Raw genomic sequence first — 17,686 nt, forward strand, 5'->3', positions numbered from 1 at the left:
TGACAACTGACAACTGACAACTGACAACTGACAACTGACAACTGACAACTGACTATTCTGTAATTTTCAGCTCGTACAAATTCCAGAAAGCACCGCCGATCGCACTATAGCGAATTCCCGAAATGCGATCGCGCACCGCCTCAAAAGTCAAGGGATTCACCATATAGATAAACGGCACTTGTTCCGCTATAATCTTCTGCGTCTCCCCATAAAGTTCTTTGCGCTTCGCCTCATCAAGCTCTTGGGAAGCTTTTACGTAAAGGTCATCAATTTTCTGCTCCCAGTCGTAAACTTCCCAACCCTTAATTGGTGGTTCTCCGGCTTGCGGGCCCTGATTGAAACTGTGTAAAGTCCCCTTAACAGACCAAATATTATAGCCACTGTGGGGTTCCAGCCCTCCCGTAAAACCGCCGAGGTAAGTATCCCAATTTTTACTCAGGCGCAGTTTTTCCACATAAGTGTTAAAACTCAGGAACTGCGTATCAATTTCCATCCCCAGCTTACCCAAATCTTGCTTAATTTGCGTTCCCATTTGCTCGCGGACTTTTTTTCCAGCAGCCATCAACAAAGTAAACCGCACTTTGTTGCCCTCAGCATCCAACAATTCGCCGTTACTATTATACTTGAATCCTGCACTTAACAGTAACTCTTTCGATTTTTGCGGATCGTAACTGTAAGTTTTCAATCCCTGTTCTGGAGACAAGTAGAACGGACTTTGTGGCGGAATTGGGGAATGCAGCGGCGCGCCAAGTCCGCGATAGATATTGTTAGTCATGCTGTCGCGGTTGATGCCGTAGGCGATCGCCTGCCGAAACTCTTTATTCGCGAACCAGCGAGACTTAACCGGGTCTACAAACGGCTGATTTTGAGCGTTGCGCCCCTTATTCAGATTGAAACACATAAACACACTGCCAGTATCCGGGCCACCGTTGAATATCGTATATTTGCCGCGTTTTTCCTCCCGTTTCAGCAGCGGAAACACCTCCGGCTGCACGTCCAGAGTATCCAAATCGCCCGAGCGAAAATTCAGGAGTTGAGTATCAGTATTTTCGATAATTTGCCAGACAATTTGCTGGAGGTAAGGCTGACTGTTACCCTGTGCATCTTTGCGCCAAAAATAGGGATTTCTTTCCAAAACAACGCGCTGGTTGGGAGTATAACTCAGCATTCGGTATTGACCGTTACCGACAATTTTTTTAGGCTCGGTATCCGTGCCCCAAGTATTCAAGAATTTAGGCTTGCCGTCAGCCTCTGTATTGGTAGCAGCTTCCTGCAAAATATGAGCTGGTAAAATAGGGATTCCCCCAGCATATCTAATAAAAGGAGCGAAAGGTTCTGGTACTGAAAATTCAACGCGGCGGCTGTCAATTTTTTTGACTTTTGGGAATTGGCGACTCATACCAACTCTCAGAGTATCTTTCAAACCGCTAGGAATTTTGTCATTGAAATAAATTTTTTCATAGCTAAAGATAATGTCATCAGTAGTCATCGGTTCGCCATCCGACCATTTCAATCCCTCTCGCAGGTTGAAGACAATCTTTTTGCCATCTTTAGAAACCTCCCACGACTCAGCTAAACCTGGTTCTAGCTTCGATGTCAAGCCGTTTTCGTTGATCAATCCCTCATACATATAGCCAAAAATGCTGTATGCAGATTGATTTAGCGGATAGTTGAAGGTGGCGGGGCCGCTGGGGGTGGGAACGACGAGCCTGTTTGCTAAGTTAGTCGATCGGGCCAGACTGCAAGCTGAGAGACTGACGGCTGCAATTGCAGCGAGCACAATAGCCAACCAGCGGCGTTTTGAATGTAAAATAGGAAAATTTTTCATAATTATTGACCAAAAATATGTTTTTGCATCCGGGCTTATAGCGACAGCGCCCAAATCCCTGATATAAACAGCGCTGTCAACTGTCAACTGTCAACTGTCAACTGTCAACTGTACCACCTGCGTGCAATTATGATTGAGATTGTAGCCAACCTAGAAAGTTTTTAGTGACAGAGAAATACTTTGTAATCCCCGCCTCTCGCAAAGTATTTTGAACTTCCGGTAGACCAAATTCTTTGACGTTACCGCTGAGAAATACTTTGGTTTCTGTGGAATGCGATCGGGCATGACTGAGGATACAGTGTAAAATCAAATTGTCTGTTGGATCTTTTTTGATAAGAGGTCTGTTTAAACTTGCTTGAATAATCTCTGAATTTAATACAATCATTTCGGCATTTTCTGACATCAGAGAAATTGCTTCACGCAACCGCAATTCAATTTCATCTATTCGTTCGAGATAGTAAACTAATGACTCTTCTAAGTAAAAAGATAGAGATGCGACTTTTTCAGAGGTCACATCTCGCTTTGTTTCGCTAATTTGGCGGCTTAGCTGTTCCTTAAAAGAGTTTTGTCGCTTCAGCTCGTCCTCGAAAGCTGACCAAGCCTCCATATAACAAACGCTGGGTATGACTAACTGAACTGATGATGACAAATCTCTGAGCAACATAATTGCTTCCGCCTCACGCCCTGTAGCAATACTCATCAGAAAGTTGGTCTCGATATATATAATTGCCACCTAATTCCACTCCTGATTTTGTTGTTCCACCTGCGAGTAATGGCAGCAAACCGATGGCTGCTATCTGTTCTGATGCTGGCGGACTTTCTGATTTCCAATTATAATCTAAGTCATGCAGCCACGATTCAATCAGTCCCCCAAGGGTACGTTCAGAGAGCCATGTATTGCCAAAAGTCGGCATATAATAGCGACATATTTCACCAGTATTTAGAGTGCAAACAGGCTCCGATAAATTCACACCATCCCATTTAAAAATCAAAATTTTTTCCGCATCAACAAACATAGCATAGGGAACGATCGCGTTTCTTTCAGACAGCTTAGCTAACACAGCTTTGATCCAATCGATCGCGCGATCGACAATTTTCTGTTTCGCCGCTGCTTCTTGAGCTTGAATAATTTTAACCTCGATCAGCGCGACTATGCGATCGTCCTTATCCAACGCGATCACATCAGCGTCTACAGGAAATTGTAATTCCCAGGTATCAGTGTCCATGATTTCAGGCTTCCTAGCGATTTTGGATTAAACAATTGACTCCACAATCAATTTTAGATTGTAGAGTTCTATTTTTTGCCCAGCAAAACTACAGCATAGGCTGCAATTCCTTCCTCTCTCCCCACGGGCCCTAACTTTTCATTGGTAGTAGCTTTGATAGCAACTTGGTCTGGTTTTAATTGTAAGACAGCAGAAAGGCGATCGCACATTTGCTTAATATGCGGTTTCAGCTTCGGACGTTCGGCGACAACCACCGAGTCAATATTGCCAATTTCCCAGCCTTTATCTAATATTAACTGATTGACTTGTGCCAGCAACACGAGACTGTCTGCGCCTTTCCATTTTGGGTCAGTTGGCGGGAAATACAGCCCGATATCTCCCAAACACAGAGCTCCCAGCATGGCGTCCATAATCGCGTGGGTGAGTACGTCTGCGTCGCTGTGTCCTAATAAGCCTAATGTGTGGGGAATGTGGACGCCACCGAGGATCAAGGGGCGTTCTGGAACTAAGCAGTGAATGTCGTAACCGTTACCGATGCGGATGTTCATTTCATTCAGTTGACAGTTGACAGTTGACAGTTGACAGTTGACTTCGGAGGGCGACCTCTACCTAAAAGGAAGAGGATTGGAGTAATGAATAATCTGATTTTAATTTTTCCAGATCGGGGTTTGGGCTTTAAACCAATTCTTTCTGGTAGATTTTAGGTGGCCAAAAAGCAGACAGTAGAGTATTATGTCACAGTCTGCGTGGAGATGAGTAAGTTTTTTGGGCGATTGAGTTGTTTTACTTCTGGTCAGATATTGGAGGAATGCGATCGGCTGTTAAAATTACTACTTTCCCATCTTGCCAAACAGCAATAGATTCACCTAATTTACGGTGTCTTTCTATAGCTGCTGCAACTGCCGCTTTCACTCCAGCATTAATCTTTGTAGATAAAAGTTGTCTTGGTTTTGATTGTTTCATTTTATTTTTGAGTTATTTGATTCCAGCTTTCAATATTATAGATTATCTGTTCTTCCTCGATACTCCCTTCCGCTACTAACTGAGCAGTTTCGTAAGAGTTGTCATAGATAATCCAATTGTCGCACAGTGGCAAATACAGAGCAATCAAATTTCGCAGTCCTCTGTCATAGCGACGGCGGATGACATCTTCTGGGATAGAATGACCGCCGCTAGCTACTCGTCGGGCTACTCTTGCTACGGCCAGTTCGGGCGATCGCAGCCAAAAGTAAATTAGGTTAATTGTATAATCTTTTGTTTTACAACTTCTGACAAAAGTTGCAAAGCTGCGGGCTGCGAGAGTCGTCTCAAAAGCAAAATCAGTTCCCGAATCAGACAGGGTTTGCAGTCTTTGTAGCATGATTCGTCCGGCGGTAATGGCTACAGATTCGGGATTGAATGGCGAAAGTGCAGCCGCAATTGCGTCAGCATTGACATATTCAAAACAGTCCAGAAAGTTAGGTAATAAACTCATTGATGCAGTGGTTTTGCCGGAACCATTAGCGCCGCCAATTATGTAAAGACTCGGCATGATTTTAATTTGCTATACTTGATTAATATCATCTCAGCTATAGTTCAAAAAATATCATCAGGTTTGTAGTGAGGACTTCAGTCCTCACAATCGTTAGTTTGATAAATTTACTATTGGCCGATCAAAGCATAATCAAGATAGAAACAAAGAGCATGAATCGCCCAAAATACCAAAAAATTGCCAAATTCAAACGATCGCCCTCAGCCCTCAGCCATCAACCAACCCGAATCAAATCCGGATAAGCACCCAACAACTCATCACCAGTCAAACTATCGGTTTCCTGCTGCGGACTCCAAATCACCTCTAAAACCAGCAGATTCTCAGCAGGAGTCGCAGCCATTCCCTCTAACACGGCTTTCAATTTTCCAACATCGCGAATGTCTCCAACTAGCGGTTTGGCATTCTTTGTCCCAATCAAAAACGTGACGATAATATACTCTCCAGGCCCTTCGTATCCAGCACTGACAAACTGAGGAGTGCGGATGTCGCCGTTAACCAGACTTAGAGTTTCCACACTTAACTTGCTGCGTTCTTGAATCGAGATTTGATTAAACATTTGCGCCGCTTCTTCCCGATTGGCAACTGTTTGGTAACTCGCGCAACAATGAGTCCAATTTTCTGGCGATCGCAAAACAATCAAAACAGATTCTTGCAAAAAATCTGCGCGTTCTGACTCAGTTTCTAGGTGTGAATTTAACGTCAATTCAGTTAGCTGATGTGGAACTTCGCGGGCTTCTGCTAACATGGCAATTTGCAATTTTCGGACAGCAAAGATATCGGTTTTAATTCCGTTACTGGATGTGGGTCGATAATAGTAAATACAGTAAGCTACTAACGCTAAACTGCCTACCGCAACAAACAGCCAAAACCAAAACCATCTGCCATCTTCGGCAGATTCCGAACTCGGAGCGCTATCCGAGTTGTTGTCCGCGGTAACTGGTGCTGGATTAGTTGCGGGCTGTTGATTGGAACCTGTATTTTGTTGACTGTTACCGGAATTGTAAGGAACTACATAACTCGGCCCTGAATTATAGGTGCGCTGCTGGATAATTACAGTTCTGTTATTGCTAGATTGTGGCGGAATTGGAGCGTTAGGTGCGGGGACAGGTGCAGGTGCGGCGGGCTTGTCAAAAGAGCCGCTGCGAACTCTTCCCCCAGTGTTGTCGCTGTTGCTGGTGCGGCTGGGACTGGAATTTGAAGAACTAGAAGAACTAGAAGAACTAGAACGGCTGGAACTGGAAGAAGAACTAGAAGAAGAACTAGAAGAACTCGATCGCCCGCCACTACTTCCTCCACTGCTGCCGCCGCTGCTTCTGGCCACAGCTTCCTGGTTAATATTTAACCATTTGCCACCGCTGCTGGGAGTTAAATTTACAGTAACTTCACCCGCGAGCACAAAGGCGATCGCACTACAGCACAAAAGTTGATTTTTTAGCATAAATTTTCTGGGGAAAAATCCAGTGTTAAATCAAGAATGTCAACAGCCCACAGCCCACAGTTAATCCGCTAGCAAATCTGGGCGGCGCGATCGAGTTCTTTCAATTTGCTGTTGTTTGCGCCAGCGAGCAATTTCTGCGTGATTACCAGATAGCAACACGTCGGGCACCTTCAATCCCCGAAAATCGGCCGGTCGAGTGTACTGCGGATAGTCCAAAAGTCCGTCTTCAAAACTCTCAAATTTCAGCGAATCTTCCTTCGCCACGGTTCCGCGCAACAATCGCAAAACCCCATTAATCAAAGCCAAAGCTGGAATTTCGCCTCCGGTGAGCACAAAATCGCCTAGAGACACCTCGCGAGTTACCAAATGCAGCACTCGATCGTCCACACCCTCATAATGGCCGCAAATCAACACCAACTGATCGCACCCGGTAGCGAACTCCCGAAACATCGGCTGCTGCATCGGTTCGCCCTGGGGTGTCAGCAAAATCACCTCGCGCCGCGGCAAAACCGGGAGCGACTCCACCGCTGCAAAAATCGGTTCCGGCTTCATCAACATCCCGACTCCGCCCCCGTAAGGCTCGTCATCGACTCGCTGGTGCTTGTCTGTGGTAAAATGGCGGGGATTGACAAAATTTACCTCAGCAATATTTTTAGCTAAGGCTTTGCCCATTAGCCCCGATGCTAGAGGAGCCTGGAAAAATTCTGGAAATAGGGTAACAACGTCAAATCGCACAATAATTGGAATTTAGGGATACATCACCTCTAGTTTGACCGTTAGAGGCCGATCGGTTTTCAGTAATTGCTTTATTCTTTATAATTCCTTATAATTTCTGAGCATTTTTGTAAATTAAATTCTCTTCCTTTGTCCACGAGCCGATTTTGTACCAAAATAATCTGTTCTCACAGGTGGCTGCGAGTAAACTCGCCCCCAGACGACTGCGCGATCGCGCGATCGGCGATTCGAGCACCTCACTCGCAAGATAAAAATATTCCCTCTTAAAAAGCCCAATTTTACCCCCAGCCACGGCAAAATTTAATTTCACATCTCACAGAGGAAGACACACTATGCAGCAGTTGACATCCCAAGCCCTCGAACACAATCTTTCCCAGCGCACGAAAACCTCGATTATGGTCATCGGAGGAGCCGAAGACAAAGTGCACGGGCGAGAGATTCTGAATACCTTTTTTTGCCGTGCTGGGGGTACAAACGCTCGGCTGGCGATCGTCCCCTGCGCTTCCCGAGATCCCGAAGGAATTAGCAACCGCTATCGTACTATCTTTGACGAAATGGGCGTGAGCGCTGTCAAAGTCATTGACATCCGCGAACGCGAACAAGGCGAAAACCCCGTCTGGAAAGATTATTTAGAAGACTGTACGGGCGTATTCATCACAGGTGGCGATCAACTGCGGCTCTGCGGGCTGCTGGCGGACACCCCGCTGATGGAAAAAATTCGCGAATATACTCTGGAAGGGAAGATTACCCTCGCCGGTACCAGTGCGGGTGCTGCGGTGATGGGATATCACATGATTGCTGGCGGCGGGAGCGGCGCGTCACCAAACCGCTCTTTGGTAGACATGGCAAACGGACTTAACATTATTCCCAATATCATCGTAGACCAGCATTTTCACAACCGCAACCGCATGGCTCGCTTGTTGTCGGCTGTGGCTTCTCATCCCGATCGCATCGCTATTGGTATTGACGAAGATACCTGCGCCTTGTTTGAGGGAGACGATACTCTGAAAGTTCTAGGTAAAGGCACGGTGACTATTGTTGATTCTAGGGAAAATTTTTATACCAACGAGGCAATGGTAGCAGCGACAGAACCCTTAAGTCTGTTCAATATGCGCTTGCACGTTCTGTGTCACGGAGATTGCTACAATATGCCCCTAGGCAAACCAATGCCATCGGCAGCCTGTTCGGAGTCTGGCTGGCCTTTGGAATGCCGCACAGCAAACTAACGCAGAATATCAAAGTCATCGATCGGGCAGAAAGTATGCGGCATTTGGGCCGAATCAAAGATACAACAGAAGGATGTATTCCAAAACAGCCACGGGCTGACACCAGAAGGTAGAATCACATTAAATTCTACCTTCTGGCTTCTAGTTTGTTCCTGCCCTTTACCTGCACTTGTTTCTAGCCGATCGCTGGAGCATTAAATTTCTGTCGCTGGCAGCCCATAACTGGAAATTCAATGCAAAACTGTTCGCAGCGAACAGTCGATCGAGCAATCTAGCTCCAAATTGAATAAATGCTGCAATTACCTATAAGATTTAGCGACCCATACCCCTCTTACAGTCATGAAAATACTTAAGATCCAGACGTTACGCGGCCCCAACTACTGGAGCATCAGACGCCACAAACTCGTCCTCATGCGTCTGGATTTAGAGGAGTTGGCAGATAAAACCACATCTGAAATTCCTGGCTTCTACGAAGGGTTGACCGCCACACTCCCGAGTTTGGACGACCATCACTGTTCTCCCGGCCATCGCGGCGGCTTCCTGCAACGGGTTCGAGAAGGCACGATGATGGGACACGTAATCGAACACGTAGCCCTAGAACTTCAGGAAATGGCAGGAATGCCGGTCGGGTTCGGTCGCACCCGGGAGACGGCAACACCTGGTACTTACCAAGTAGTAATCGAGTATCAAAACGAACAAGCAGGTCGCTATGCAACCCGCGCGGGCGTGCGGATCTGCCAGAGCATTGCCGATACTGGCTCTTATCCAGCAGCAGAATTAGCCCAAGATTTGAGAGACCTCAAGGAGTTTGCTTTGTCGGCGGCCCTCGGGCCGAGTACAGAAACACTGATCAAGGAAGCAGAAGCTCGCGGCATTCCCTGGATACCTCTGAGCGCCCGGTTTATGATTCAACTCGGCTACGGGGTGTACCAAAAGCGGATTCAGGCAACTCTCAGCAACCGCACGGGAGTTTTGGGGGTAGAACTGGCCTGCGATAAGGAAGGTACCAAAAATATCCTCGGGGCTGCTGGGGTGCCGGTTCCCAGAGGGACGGTGATTAATTATTTAGACGAACTCCAAGCAGCGATCGAAGATGTGGGCGGTTTTCCGATCGTCCTCAAACCGCTAGACGGCAACCACGGCCGCGGAATTACGATCGACATCAACTCCTGGGAAGTAGCAGAAGAAGCCTACGATTTAGCCAGCGCAGCATCGAAAACCAAAAACGTGATAGTCGAGCGCTACTACACCGGCCGCGACCACAGAGTATTAGTAGTCAACGGACAAGTCGTAGCAGTCGCCGAACGAGTCCCCGCTAACGTTGTGGGCAACGGCAGAGATACAGTAGAACAGCTCGTTGAAGAAGTAAACCGCGATCCGCAGCGGGGAGACGGACACGATAACGTGCTCACCCGGATCACGATCGACAAATTGACCCTCGATTTGCTCCAAAAACAAGGCTACGCCATGGACTCAGTATTGCCGACAGGTAAAAGAGTATTCTTGCGCGCGACAGCCAACTTGAGCACCGGTGGCATTGCAGTCGATCGCACCGACGAAATCCACCCCGAAAACGTCTGGCTGTTTTCCCGAGTCGCCAAAATTATCGGTTTGGACATTGCCGGCATTGACGTAGTAACAGACGATATTTCCGTACCGCTGCGCGATGTCAACGGCGTCATCGTCGAAGTCAACGCAGCACCGGGTTTCAGAATGCACGTCGCCCCGAGTCAGGGTTTGCCCCGCAACGTCGCCGGCGCCGTCTTCGATATGCTGTTCCCCTCGCCTCAACCCACCCGAGTGCCGATTTTAGCGGTGACGGGAACCAATGGCAAAACTACAACTACTCGCCTGCTGGCCCACATTGTCAAGCAAACCGGTCAAATTACCGGCTACACGACTACTGACGGCACTTACATCGGCGATTATTTAGTCGAAAGCGGAGATAATACTGGGCCGCAGAGCGCTCATTTGATTTTGTCCGATCCCACAGTGGAAGTGGCGGTGCTGGAAACGGCTAGAGGCGGAATTTTGCGATCGGGCTTGGGCTTCGATCAGTGCGATGTCGGCGTCGTCTTGAACGTCGCGGCGGATCACTTGGGAATCGGCGACATCGACACCGTGGAACAACTAGCCAAACTCAAGAGCGTCCTCGTCGAGTCAGTAATGCCCAAAGGCTATGCAGTTTTGAATGCAGACGATCCGCTGGTATCACAAATGGCGCAGCGTGTCAAGGCTCAAATTGCATATTTTTCGATGAACCCGGACAACGAATTGGTTGCCAGACATACCGCTGCGGGCGGGCTGGCTGCGATTTACGAAAACGGTTACTTGTCGATCCTCAAAGGTGATTGGACGCTGAGAATCGAGCAGGCTGTGAATGTGCCGCTGACAATGGGCGGGCGCGCGCCGTTTATGATTGCGAATGCTTTGGCAGCTTGTTTGGCCGCTTTTGCCCAAGGAGTGAAAATAGAGGATATTCGATCGGCTTTGTCCAGCTTCCAAGCCTCCGTCGGTCAAACTCCCGGACGGATGAATTTGTTTAATTTGGGCAGCTATCACGCCTTGCTCGACTACGCCCACAACCCGCACAGCTACAAAGCTTTGGGTAGTTTTGTGCAGAATTGGGAAGGAATGCGGATCGGGGTAGTTGGCGCGCCGGGCGATCGCAGAGATGAAGATTTTGTCACCTTGGGGAAACTTTCTGCCGATATGTTCGATCGGATTATTGTCAAAGAAGACCTTGACAGGCGGGGCCGAGAACCCGGTGTGGTGGCCAAGTTAATTTGCCAAGGGATTGCAGAGGCGATCGCCGCACGCACCCCAGACCAATCTAAAGTTCAATACGAGTTGATTCTCGACGAAACAACGGCTGTTAACAAGGCTTTAGATGAAGCGCCGAAGGGCAGTTTGGTGGTAATTTTACCCGAAGGTGTCACGAAAGCTCTGGCTTTGATTGAAGCCCGGAAGCCAATTCAGGAATCTGTGGTAAATGCTGCTATTGTCGATCGCCTTGGAGAGTCGCGCGACAGTTTGAAAACTTCGGTGTAAATCAAGGCTAAAGTCTGAAGTTTCATTTAATTAATAGGTTGGGTTTAATTGCGTTAAACCCAACCTATTTTTTTTACAGGCATTTATAAACATGACTTTTATGAAGTCAAAGTTATGATTTTTATGAATTGACATTGACAGTTGTTTATTTGATGATGTTAATTAACAGACTTTATGCGGAAAGTTTTTATGGCTTTACAAACAGACCTAAGTTTACATCTTACTAGGAGGTGGGCATGAATTATCATCATTTTAGTCTACAGTCAGGATGGTCATACTGGCGATGGTATATTTCTATTATTCCGCCCCTTCTTTTGATTGGCATTCCATTTATCGTGTTTATGGCTATTTTACTCAGTCCCTTGACTGTCTTCCTTTGGAATTCGCTAATGCCTTCTCTGTTTGGATTTAAGGAAATATCTTGGTTGCAAGCAGTTGGTTTATTTGTGCTTGGGAGGTTATTATTTTCAAGCAAGTGATCCTTCAGTTCTAAATAAATCGAAACAAATGAGGAAAAGTTCTCATGAATAGTCCTGGTAATTTTTTTACTGGTGGTTGCAGTGGCGGTTGCTTAACAATGCTAATTAGTGCTATCGTTTGGGCAATCGTTAATTGTATATTGGTTGTTCTGCTCTGGAACTGGCTGATGCCAGATTTGTTTGGATTCTCCAAAATTTCTCTTTTTCAAGCTATCGGAATTTGTTTGTTGCTAGACTTATTACGTTCATCTTCTGACAATTCATCAGGTGACTAAGTTGTGCTAGGTTTATTGTATTGTGATGATAGTCATTAGCTTTATTCCATCTGCAAATACTCCAACAGCAGCAACCGCAAATAGTCCAGCATTCGGATATAGGCTCGCATTTGAAGATAGCCCGATCGCGTTTCATCATAAAACTCAGCAATCGCAGAACGATCGAACACCCTAAGCTGATGTAAAGAAGCGATCGCTTCCTCCCGGTTTTCAACTCCCGCGCGACGCTCAATCTGACTGGCATAACTGCGAATGCTAACTGTCACTAACTCAAGCTCCTCCAAAAACGATAAATCTTCTTCGGAACCAAGATATCTATGCGCTATCTCTTTGCGCTCTGATTTAGTCTTTTGATACTCAACATTCAACTGTGCCAAAAGCTGCACAATAATATCCTGCTGAATCGCTAACTTATTTTGAACTTGTGTGATATTTCTCTTCCTCATTATTATGTCCAATCCTCCAAAACCAGTCCGGGGACTTGTGCAAAATCTTGTCGATTTCGCGTCACTAAAATTGAGTTATTAACCAAAGCAATGGACGCAATCCGCAAATCTTGTGTCCCAATTCGTATTCCCTGATGGCGCAGCGCCAAATATTGCTTGCTCGCAAGCTGACTCGGTAAAATCCAGAACCAGAAAATCGTTGACAAATTTAACAGCCGATCTCAAACCGACATAAGCCCAAGTTAAGCGTTGCTTCTGTCCGGGTTGCGAAGCTTGACGAATTGCATTGAACCAGCCCTGAATCAATTCCTCAACATTGATGACAGTAATAGCAACATCGCTGGTATGGAGAGTTTCAAAACGTTGCAATATGAGTGGATTAGAGTGTTGTAGCAGTGTGATATGGTCGGTATCGAGAATATATTGAGTCATACGGCTTCAGACTCAGGAAAATCGATATCGGCATTTCGATCGCGGCGATATGCTTCAACATATTCCGTGACTTCATTCAGCAACGGATTACATCTCAAAAGAGGTGAAACATTCAAAATCGGACGCGCCTCATACCAAGCAATCCGATCGTCAATTTCTGGCTGATTATCCAGATAAAAGCTAATTGCATCAAACACTTGAGCAGCCGTCACGAGTTGAAGTAACTTCTGTGGGATTTCTTCAGGCTTTATTCCCGATTTCCAAAACACCACAATATCCCGTACAGTAAGTTGAGTGTCTGCAATAAGCGGTTCCCCCTGCAAAACTTCAGGATTGCGGGTGACATAGCGAGAAATGCTTGTAGGAGACAGCGAACTGGTCATAACGACCTCATCAAAAAATGTAAACCAGCCTTCATCTTAGCATAGTGGACAGAAGATGCCTATTGAGTCAGCCACGAGGAAATGCTTGATGCTTATGCTGTTCAAAGACTCTGGGAATAAACTAGATTTTTATCGCCAATGGCATTGACCCAATTGATTGTAAAAGAGTAAAATAAATTATAGAGTTACGGCCAAAAGTTTTCCATGCCTCCCGAACAAATCCTCCTACAATACTGGCGCGAACTTGCCCCCGCCGATCGCGAAAAAGTCCTTCAGTTTACCCAAGCTCTAGCGCTCAAATCTTCACCCGAATTTACCCCCAAAACACAACTCGGTCAAACCCTGTGGAAACTTCGCCAACGGGCGATCGCCAACGGTATGAAACTCCTCAATGAAGTGGAGTTAGAGCAAGAAATTGCCGATCGTCGAGGTGGCTGCGGTGTCTGGTAAACTAACTTATCTGGATTCAGGTGTTTTAATTAGTGCATTTCGGGGCGAACCTTCCATCAGCATTCGTGCCGCTCAAATCTTAGACGATGACACCCGACAATTTGCCACCAGTGGGCTCGTTCAACTAGAAACTCTGCCCAAAGCACTTTATAACAAACAACTCGAAGAAGCAGAATTCTACGAAGCCTTCTTCATTTCAGTAACGGTTTGGGGAACCGATTTAGAAAACATTTTTCAAAATGGCGATCGCATTGCTCGTACTTATGGATTAGCCGCAATGGATGCACTGCACATTGCGGCCGCACTCTCCGTCTATGCAGAAGAATTTATTACAACTGAAAAACTAGCGAAGCCCATGCACCGAGTCACAGAGCTGGTAGTCATCTCGATTGCGATCGAGTAATCCCGAATGATTCATCTCTCTCATCTCTTCCTCTGTGTTCTGGAGCGTACTCTGTGGTTAAATAATTCCGATCGCATCTCAGAATTGATATTACCTCTTAACAACCGCCCACTGAGTAATCGGTGCAAGCGGCTTCCAACCCTGAAAAGAACCGATCGCCCCCAGTCGCTGAATCCCAATTCTAATTAATTCCCCGCCGTGCAAAGAATGCCATTGCAGCACCGTAAGTTCGCTCTCAACAGTCACCGCATTCACAACTAATCGCCCGCCTTCACCCAAAGCATCCCAACAACTTTCCAGCAAAGCCTCTGCGGTGACACCGCCACCGATGAAAATAGCATCCGGTTGCGGCAAATTTGCCAAAGCAGCGGGCGCGTCTCCGTCAACGATTTTGAGTTCGGGAACACCTAAATTCAAGGCATTTTCAGCGATGTATTCCAGTCTAGTTGCATGGCGCTCGATCGCGATCGCCCGACAATTCCGATGACTGCGCATCCACTCGATCGCGATCGAACCGCAACCCGCCCCCACATCCCACAGCAACTCCCCCGGAATCGGCGCTAACGCCGACAGCGTAACGGCTCTAACCTCCCGTTTCGTCAACTGTCCATCGTGGCGATAGGCTGCATCCGGTAAGCCGGAGGTGCGGGGAATCAGCAGAGTTTCGCGATCGGCTGCAACTGCAATGGCGATCGCATTCAAATCAGCTAAATCCGCCGCCTCCCAAGCTGCTGCAACCCCTTCGATCCGCCGTTCCGCCTCCGCTCCCATCCGCTCGAACACAGTCATCAAACTGCTGCCAAACCCCTGCTGTGTCAACAATTGGGCAACTTTTCCAGGCGTATGTCGATCGGCACTCAAGACTAGCAAGCGTGCACCGGGAGAGAAACTAAGGGCGATCGAGGCGATCGGGCGATTGGTTAAACTGAAAGTCTCAACATCCGCCAGCGGCCAACCCAAACGCGCGCAAGCCAGACTAAAAGCCGATGCTGCGGGAATCACAGTCATTTCCGAAATGGGAATCCGGCGCGACAAAGTGACGCCAATTCCGTGACACATCGGATCGCCGCTTGCGAGCACGCAGACAGACTCTGGGCGACGGCTGATGATGCTGTCAACTGTGGTTTGTAGTGGTGAAGCCCAAACTAATTTTTCGCGGGTGTCGCCGGCGGGTAGCATGGCGAGGTGACGGGCGCCACCGACAATGATTTTAGATCGATCGAGTAACGAAAGGGCGATCGAACTCAATCCCGAAAGTCCGTCTTCCCCAATTCCCACCACCGAAAGCCATTTGTGCATTGCGCCCTGACTGCTAATTACTACTTATCGATTCTAAAGAATAATATGGGATTTTCATTGACAATCCTTTCTTCTACTTGTCTCATCCCGAGCCTGGCTGCTAATTTGCATGATTCAATGTTTGGGCGATCGCAACTTGCGACAACATACTCAAAGCCAAGTTCATCAAAACCATATTCTATGATTTTAGTGGCAGCTTCAGTAGCGTAACCTTTTTTCGTTGCCGTTGGCAGCAATGCGTAAACTAACTGCGGCTGTTCTTCCTCAAAAAAATACCACAAACCCACAAATCCAATAACTTCTTGCTCCGTGTTTGTCTCCATAAACCAAAGACCGAATTTCTTTTCTGCAAAAAGCTTTTGATTCTCCGCAAGCATTTCTTCTACTTGTTGCAGCGACCAGATTTCGCCGTCACACAGATATCTCCTGACATAGGAATTAGTAAAAATTCTGTGGAGCGTGTGGAGGTCGCTATCCAAAATAGGTTTCAAAACCAATCTATCAGTTTTAAGTATCATGTCGGTTACTTTTTTAGGATAACTTACCTACATTATTCAATGTTATTGTCCATCTATTATATTACACTTGGCTGACCGCGTAATGTTATACTTAGCGATTCAACTTTACAATACCTATTGCATAAAGTTTTGATATATTAACCGCTCCTTTAAGGCAGATACAACCGACGATTAACGCAGATATTTTTAATAAAAGTCAGTGAATGAATGCTATTTTATCTGCTGTGAAATCACAAATTTATTCCGAGATACTTTAGCGCCGTATTCCTGCTGTAACAAAATAATAGCATTTGATCTATGTGCCACTTTTATCGGTGGCATACAAAGCTAGAGCGCTGAGCGCACTGTTTCATAAAGTTATAAATATAAAAAAACCAATATTAAATATGAATAACCAACACAAGGAATTTATCGGGTTCGGCTGCGTAACTGCGATCGTCCTGTTATTCGGATTCATAGGTATTACGGTGTGGAATATTCTCGGCTTTCTAAGTATATATGACAGTTCCCCTTGCCTTAAATACAATTCTGGGGAAGTACAGCGTTTAATTGTGGGTAAAACGACTAAGCTAAAAATCGGGAGTACCGATTTTTCAGAATGTACAGCAGGAGATTCTACGCAGTCCGAGAAACAGTGGGTGTGGTCGTCCGATTCTGAAGGAGTCGTCCAAGTTTCCCCAGATGGAACTGTGACGGGTATTGCGCCGGGAAAGTTTAGCGTGTTCGCAAAAAAAGGTGGAGAAACACTCTCTATGTCGGGTATTGTTTACCCGCCAGATTGAACACTTCGGATTCTACCAGAAGTTGCAACCGTCCGCGCGGGCGATCGCATTACCTTTGAAATGATCGCTTCTGATTCAAAAGGCAATTTGCTACCCCCAGTAACTTTCGGGCTGCGGACTCCAGATTATCAGGAGCCGGGGCCTAGTGCGCCAACCAAGCCTCCGAATTCGCGGCCGTTACTCGATCGCACCTTTCATCATATGGGCACGCAACCGGGCAGGTTTCGGGCGCTGCGATCGGGAACTGTGACCATTACAGGACAAATGGGCGATCGGATAAAATCAGCCCAATTAACTATCAAATAAAATCACAAGTTTTGTTGCTATTTTATGAATCTACGCGATCGCATAATTTTGACAGTTGCTGCTTATCCACTGCTCGTATACGCCGTAGCATATGGGATGGTTTGGAGTAGCCCGTATTGGTACGACGGCAAACCAGATTTAGAATATATCCCGGTGTCTGAGCGTTGGTCGTTTGCTCTCATTGTGTGGTGGTTTTTGATGTTTTATGGCTTGCCACTACTCTGTGGCGTAATTGCGTTAATTTCATATTTGTATAAACGAAAAAATCCCCCACGCAGCTAGAATATGTGCAACATATATCAGAGATTTATTGTATAAAATCTTAAGCGCTCTCTCGACTGCCAATCCAAGGCAGATTAGCACGAAATGACGCAGATATATAGCAAGACATCTCATAGGAACAAAGCTAAAATGTGTTAAGTACACCGATAAATAGGTTAACAGTTATGAACAAAATAAAACTGGCGATCGCCATTATAGTTGGGACTCCCATTGGCATCATTGTATTAGCTTTTATCCTATTCAGGTTAAACATCCCTATACCCGTAGGAACTAACGAGTTATATAACGACCAATTTTTATTTGGAAAAAACCGTATAATTGGAGATATGATAACAGGAGAAGGGTACGTCTTCCCGCAAGATCAACGAGATATTTGGATGCGGATTCGCACCACTGCTAACTTTGACAATGACAAACCTTTGCCCGGAAGTTTATCAACTTGTACCCCAGAAAGTTTTAAAATTATTCAGGCTTGGTTTTTGGCACAAGCTGCTGATTCCAATAAATTATTTGGTATTATTCCTATATCTGGAGATTCTCAAATCGATCGAGAAATCCTAATGGATACGAAAAATCTTCGCTGTGGAGATAGCGGC

At 46.3% G+C, this 17,686-nt stretch carries 23 protein-coding genes; 9 read left to right on the forward strand and 14 right to left on the reverse strand.

All coding sequences use genetic code 11. From position 1 onward, the window contains the following. Positions 1–52: 52 nt before the first annotated feature. The 9 genes from QT974_RS14440 to QT974_RS14480 form a co-directional block, all read right to left on the reverse strand. Positions 53–1,828, reverse strand: a complete 1,776-nt coding sequence (locus tag QT974_RS14440; RefSeq protein ID WP_333469159.1) for an ABC transporter substrate-binding protein — start codon at positions 1,826–1,828, stop codon at positions 53–55. 127 nt (positions 1,829–1,955) lie between these two features. Then, positions 1,956–2,528 (reverse strand): PIN domain-containing protein, encoded by a 573-nt coding sequence (locus QT974_RS14445; protein ID WP_333469160.1) that lies wholly within the window; start codon positions 2,526–2,528, stop codon positions 1,956–1,958. Continuing rightward, positions 2,506–3,054 (reverse strand): hypothetical protein, encoded by a 549-nt coding sequence (locus QT974_RS14450; RefSeq protein WP_333469161.1) that lies wholly within the window; start codon positions 3,052–3,054, stop codon positions 2,506–2,508. Before QT974_RS14450 ends, QT974_RS14445 begins: the two co-directional genes overlap by 23 nt. A gap of 68 nt (positions 3,055–3,122) precedes the next feature. Continuing rightward, the gene (ispF, locus tag QT974_RS14455) at positions 3,123–3,602 is read right to left on the reverse strand and encodes a 2-C-methyl-D-erythritol 2,4-cyclodiphosphate synthase (RefSeq protein WP_333469162.1); all 480 of its coding nucleotides are present in this window, start codon (positions 3,600–3,602) and stop codon (positions 3,123–3,125) included. Between the two features lie 235 nt (positions 3,603–3,837). After that, on the reverse strand, positions 3,838–4,017 hold the full coding sequence (locus tag QT974_RS14460) for a hypothetical protein (protein WP_333469163.1): 180 nt from the start codon (positions 4,015–4,017) through the stop codon (positions 3,838–3,840). 1 nt (position 4,018) lies between these two features. Then, positions 4,019–4,585 (reverse strand): zeta toxin family protein, encoded by a 567-nt coding sequence (locus QT974_RS14465; protein WP_333469164.1) that lies wholly within the window; start codon positions 4,583–4,585, stop codon positions 4,019–4,021. 214 nt (positions 4,586–4,799) lie between these two features. Continuing rightward, entirely contained in the window at positions 4,800–6,023 is a 1,224-nt protein-coding gene (locus QT974_RS14470; protein ID WP_333469165.1) for a DUF1517 domain-containing protein, read from the reverse strand. A gap of 60 nt (positions 6,024–6,083) precedes the next feature. Next, positions 6,084–6,758: a tRNA (guanosine(37)-N1)-methyltransferase TrmD gene (trmD, locus tag QT974_RS14475; RefSeq protein WP_333469166.1), complete on the reverse strand. Its 675-nt coding sequence runs from the start codon at positions 6,756–6,758 to the stop codon at positions 6,084–6,086. Positions 6,759–6,846: 88 nt separating this feature from the next. Then, positions 6,847–7,068 carry a hypothetical protein gene (locus QT974_RS14480; RefSeq protein WP_333469167.1) on the reverse strand — a complete coding sequence of 74 codons (222 nt, stop codon included), beginning with the start codon at positions 7,066–7,068 and terminating at the stop codon, positions 6,847–6,849. A 22-nt stretch (positions 7,069–7,090) separates the two neighbouring features. On the opposite strand from QT974_RS14480, the gene QT974_RS14485 reads away from it, so the two are divergent. The 3 genes from QT974_RS14485 (at position 7,091) to QT974_RS14495 (ending at position 11,789) form a co-directional block, all read left to right on the forward strand. Continuing rightward, positions 7,091–7,984, forward strand: coding sequence for a cyanophycinase (locus tag QT974_RS14485; protein ID WP_333469168.1), 894 nt, complete (start codon positions 7,091–7,093; stop codon positions 7,982–7,984). A 339-nt stretch (positions 7,985–8,323) separates the two neighbouring features. Further along, positions 8,324–11,035, forward strand: coding sequence for a cyanophycin synthetase (gene cphA, locus QT974_RS14490; RefSeq protein WP_333469169.1), 2,712 nt, complete (start codon positions 8,324–8,326; stop codon positions 11,033–11,035). A gap of 523 nt (positions 11,036–11,558) precedes the next feature. Next, entirely contained in the window at positions 11,559–11,789 is a 231-nt protein-coding gene (locus tag QT974_RS14495; protein WP_333469170.1) for a hypothetical protein, read from the forward strand. Positions 11,790–11,830: 41 nt separating this feature from the next. Here the strand turns inward: QT974_RS14495 and QT974_RS14500 are convergent, their stop codons facing one another. The 3 genes from QT974_RS14500 to QT974_RS14510 form a co-directional block, all read right to left on the reverse strand. Then, on the reverse strand, positions 11,831–12,235 hold the full coding sequence (locus tag QT974_RS14500; RefSeq protein ID WP_333469171.1) for a hypothetical protein: 405 nt from the start codon (positions 12,233–12,235) through the stop codon (positions 11,831–11,833). Positions 12,236–12,313: 78 nt separating this feature from the next. Further along, entirely contained in the window at positions 12,314–12,667 is a 354-nt protein-coding gene (locus QT974_RS14505; protein ID WP_333469172.1) for a hypothetical protein, read from the reverse strand. Beyond that, positions 12,664–13,050, reverse strand: coding sequence for a DUF433 domain-containing protein (locus QT974_RS14510; RefSeq protein WP_333469173.1), 387 nt, complete (start codon positions 13,048–13,050; stop codon positions 12,664–12,666). Before QT974_RS14510 ends, QT974_RS14505 begins: the two co-directional genes overlap by 4 nt. A 204-nt stretch (positions 13,051–13,254) precedes the next feature. On the opposite strand from QT974_RS14510, the gene QT974_RS14515 reads away from it, so the two are divergent. Then, positions 13,255–13,500 (forward strand): hypothetical protein, encoded by a 246-nt coding sequence (locus tag QT974_RS14515; RefSeq protein ID WP_333469174.1) that lies wholly within the window; start codon positions 13,255–13,257, stop codon positions 13,498–13,500. After that, positions 13,466–13,903: a type II toxin-antitoxin system VapC family toxin gene (locus QT974_RS14520; RefSeq protein WP_333469175.1), complete on the forward strand. Its 438-nt coding sequence runs from the start codon at positions 13,466–13,468 to the stop codon at positions 13,901–13,903. The genes QT974_RS14515 and QT974_RS14520 overlap by 35 nt, the downstream gene beginning before the upstream one ends. Before the next feature lie 90 nt (positions 13,904–13,993). On the opposite strand, the gene cbiE is transcribed toward QT974_RS14520, so the two are convergent. Continuing rightward, positions 13,994–15,202, reverse strand: a complete 1,209-nt coding sequence (cbiE, locus tag QT974_RS14525; RefSeq protein ID WP_333469176.1) for a precorrin-6y C5,15-methyltransferase (decarboxylating) subunit CbiE — start codon at positions 15,200–15,202, stop codon at positions 13,994–13,996. Between the two features lie 20 nt (positions 15,203–15,222). Continuing rightward, the gene (locus QT974_RS14530; RefSeq protein ID WP_333469177.1) at positions 15,223–15,720 is read right to left on the reverse strand and encodes a GNAT family N-acetyltransferase; all 498 of its coding nucleotides are present in this window, start codon (positions 15,718–15,720) and stop codon (positions 15,223–15,225) included. A gap of 386 nt (positions 15,721–16,106) precedes the next feature. On the opposite strand from QT974_RS14530, the gene QT974_RS14535 reads away from it, so the two are divergent. The 4 genes from QT974_RS14535 to QT974_RS14550 form a co-directional block, all read left to right on the forward strand. Continuing rightward, positions 16,107–16,502, forward strand: coding sequence for an Ig-like domain-containing protein (locus QT974_RS14535; protein WP_333469178.1), 396 nt, complete (start codon positions 16,107–16,109; stop codon positions 16,500–16,502). A gap of 60 nt (positions 16,503–16,562) precedes the next feature. Continuing rightward, the gene (locus QT974_RS14540) at positions 16,563–16,808 is read left to right on the forward strand and encodes a hypothetical protein (RefSeq protein ID WP_333469179.1); all 246 of its coding nucleotides are present in this window, start codon (positions 16,563–16,565) and stop codon (positions 16,806–16,808) included. Positions 16,809–16,832: 24 nt separating this feature from the next. Continuing rightward, complete coding sequence (locus QT974_RS14545; RefSeq protein ID WP_333469180.1) at positions 16,833–17,090, forward strand: hypothetical protein; 258 nt, start codon at positions 16,833–16,835, stop codon at positions 17,088–17,090. 164 nt (positions 17,091–17,254) lie between these two features. Continuing rightward, positions 17,255–17,686 (forward strand): hypothetical protein (locus QT974_RS14550; RefSeq protein ID WP_333469181.1); only part of this gene is annotated, 432 nt, incomplete at its 3' end.

Source organism: Microcoleus sp. BM001215392 (assembly GCF_036700185.1).
Lineage (GTDB): Bacteria > Cyanobacteriota > Cyanobacteriia > Cyanobacteriales > Microcoleaceae > Microcoleus.

Bases quoted from the DNA above. Each gene is read 5' to 3' on its own strand.
- QT974_RS14445 (WP_333469160.1), bottom strand. From the start codon at position 2,528: ATGAGTATTGCTACAGGGCGTGAGGCGGAAGCAATTATGTTGCTCAGA.
- QT974_RS14510 (WP_333469173.1), bottom strand. From the start codon at position 13,050: ATGACCAGTTCGCTGTCTCCTACAAGCATTTCTCGCTATGTCACCCGC.
- QT974_RS14540 (WP_333469179.1), top strand. From the start codon at position 16,563: ATGATCGCTTCTGATTCAAAAGGCAATTTGCTACCCCCAGTAACTTTC.
- QT974_RS14515 (WP_333469174.1), top strand. From the start codon at position 13,255: ATGCCTCCCGAACAAATCCTCCTACAATACTGGCGCGAACTTGCCCCC.
- QT974_RS14545 (WP_333469180.1), top strand. From the start codon at position 16,833: ATGAATCTACGCGATCGCATAATTTTGACAGTTGCTGCTTATCCACTG.
- QT974_RS14465 (WP_333469164.1), bottom strand. From the start codon at position 4,585: ATGCCGAGTCTTTACATAATTGGCGGCGCTAATGGTTCCGGCAAAACC.
- QT974_RS14500 (WP_333469171.1), bottom strand. From the start codon at position 12,235: ATGAGGAAGAGAAATATCACACAAGTTCAAAATAAGTTAGCGATTCAG.
- QT974_RS14470 (WP_333469165.1), bottom strand. From the start codon at position 6,023: ATGCTAAAAAATCAACTTTTGTGCTGTAGTGCGATCGCCTTTGTGCTC.
- QT974_RS14485 (WP_333469168.1), top strand. From the start codon at position 7,091: ATGCAGCAGTTGACATCCCAAGCCCTCGAACACAATCTTTCCCAGCGC.
- QT974_RS14460 (WP_333469163.1), bottom strand. From the start codon at position 4,017: ATGAAACAATCAAAACCAAGACAACTTTTATCTACAAAGATTAATGCT.
- ispF (WP_333469162.1), bottom strand. From the start codon at position 3,602: ATGAACATCCGCATCGGTAACGGTTACGACATTCACTGCTTAGTTCCA.
- QT974_RS14495 (WP_333469170.1), top strand. From the start codon at position 11,559: ATGAATAGTCCTGGTAATTTTTTTACTGGTGGTTGCAGTGGCGGTTGC.
- QT974_RS14535 (WP_333469178.1), top strand. From the start codon at position 16,107: ATGAATAACCAACACAAGGAATTTATCGGGTTCGGCTGCGTAACTGCG.
- QT974_RS14450 (WP_333469161.1), bottom strand. From the start codon at position 3,054: ATGGACACTGATACCTGGGAATTACAATTTCCTGTAGACGCTGATGTG.
- QT974_RS14440 (WP_333469159.1), bottom strand. From the start codon at position 1,828: ATGAAAAATTTTCCTATTTTACATTCAAAACGCCGCTGGTTGGCTATT.
- cphA (WP_333469169.1), top strand. From the start codon at position 8,324: ATGAAAATACTTAAGATCCAGACGTTACGCGGCCCCAACTACTGGAGC.
- QT974_RS14530 (WP_333469177.1), bottom strand. From the start codon at position 15,720: ATGATACTTAAAACTGATAGATTGGTTTTGAAACCTATTTTGGATAGC.
- cbiE (WP_333469176.1), bottom strand. From the start codon at position 15,202: ATGCACAAATGGCTTTCGGTGGTGGGAATTGGGGAAGACGGACTTTCG.
- QT974_RS14505 (WP_333469172.1), bottom strand. From the start codon at position 12,667: ATGACTCAATATATTCTCGATACCGACCATATCACACTGCTACAACAC.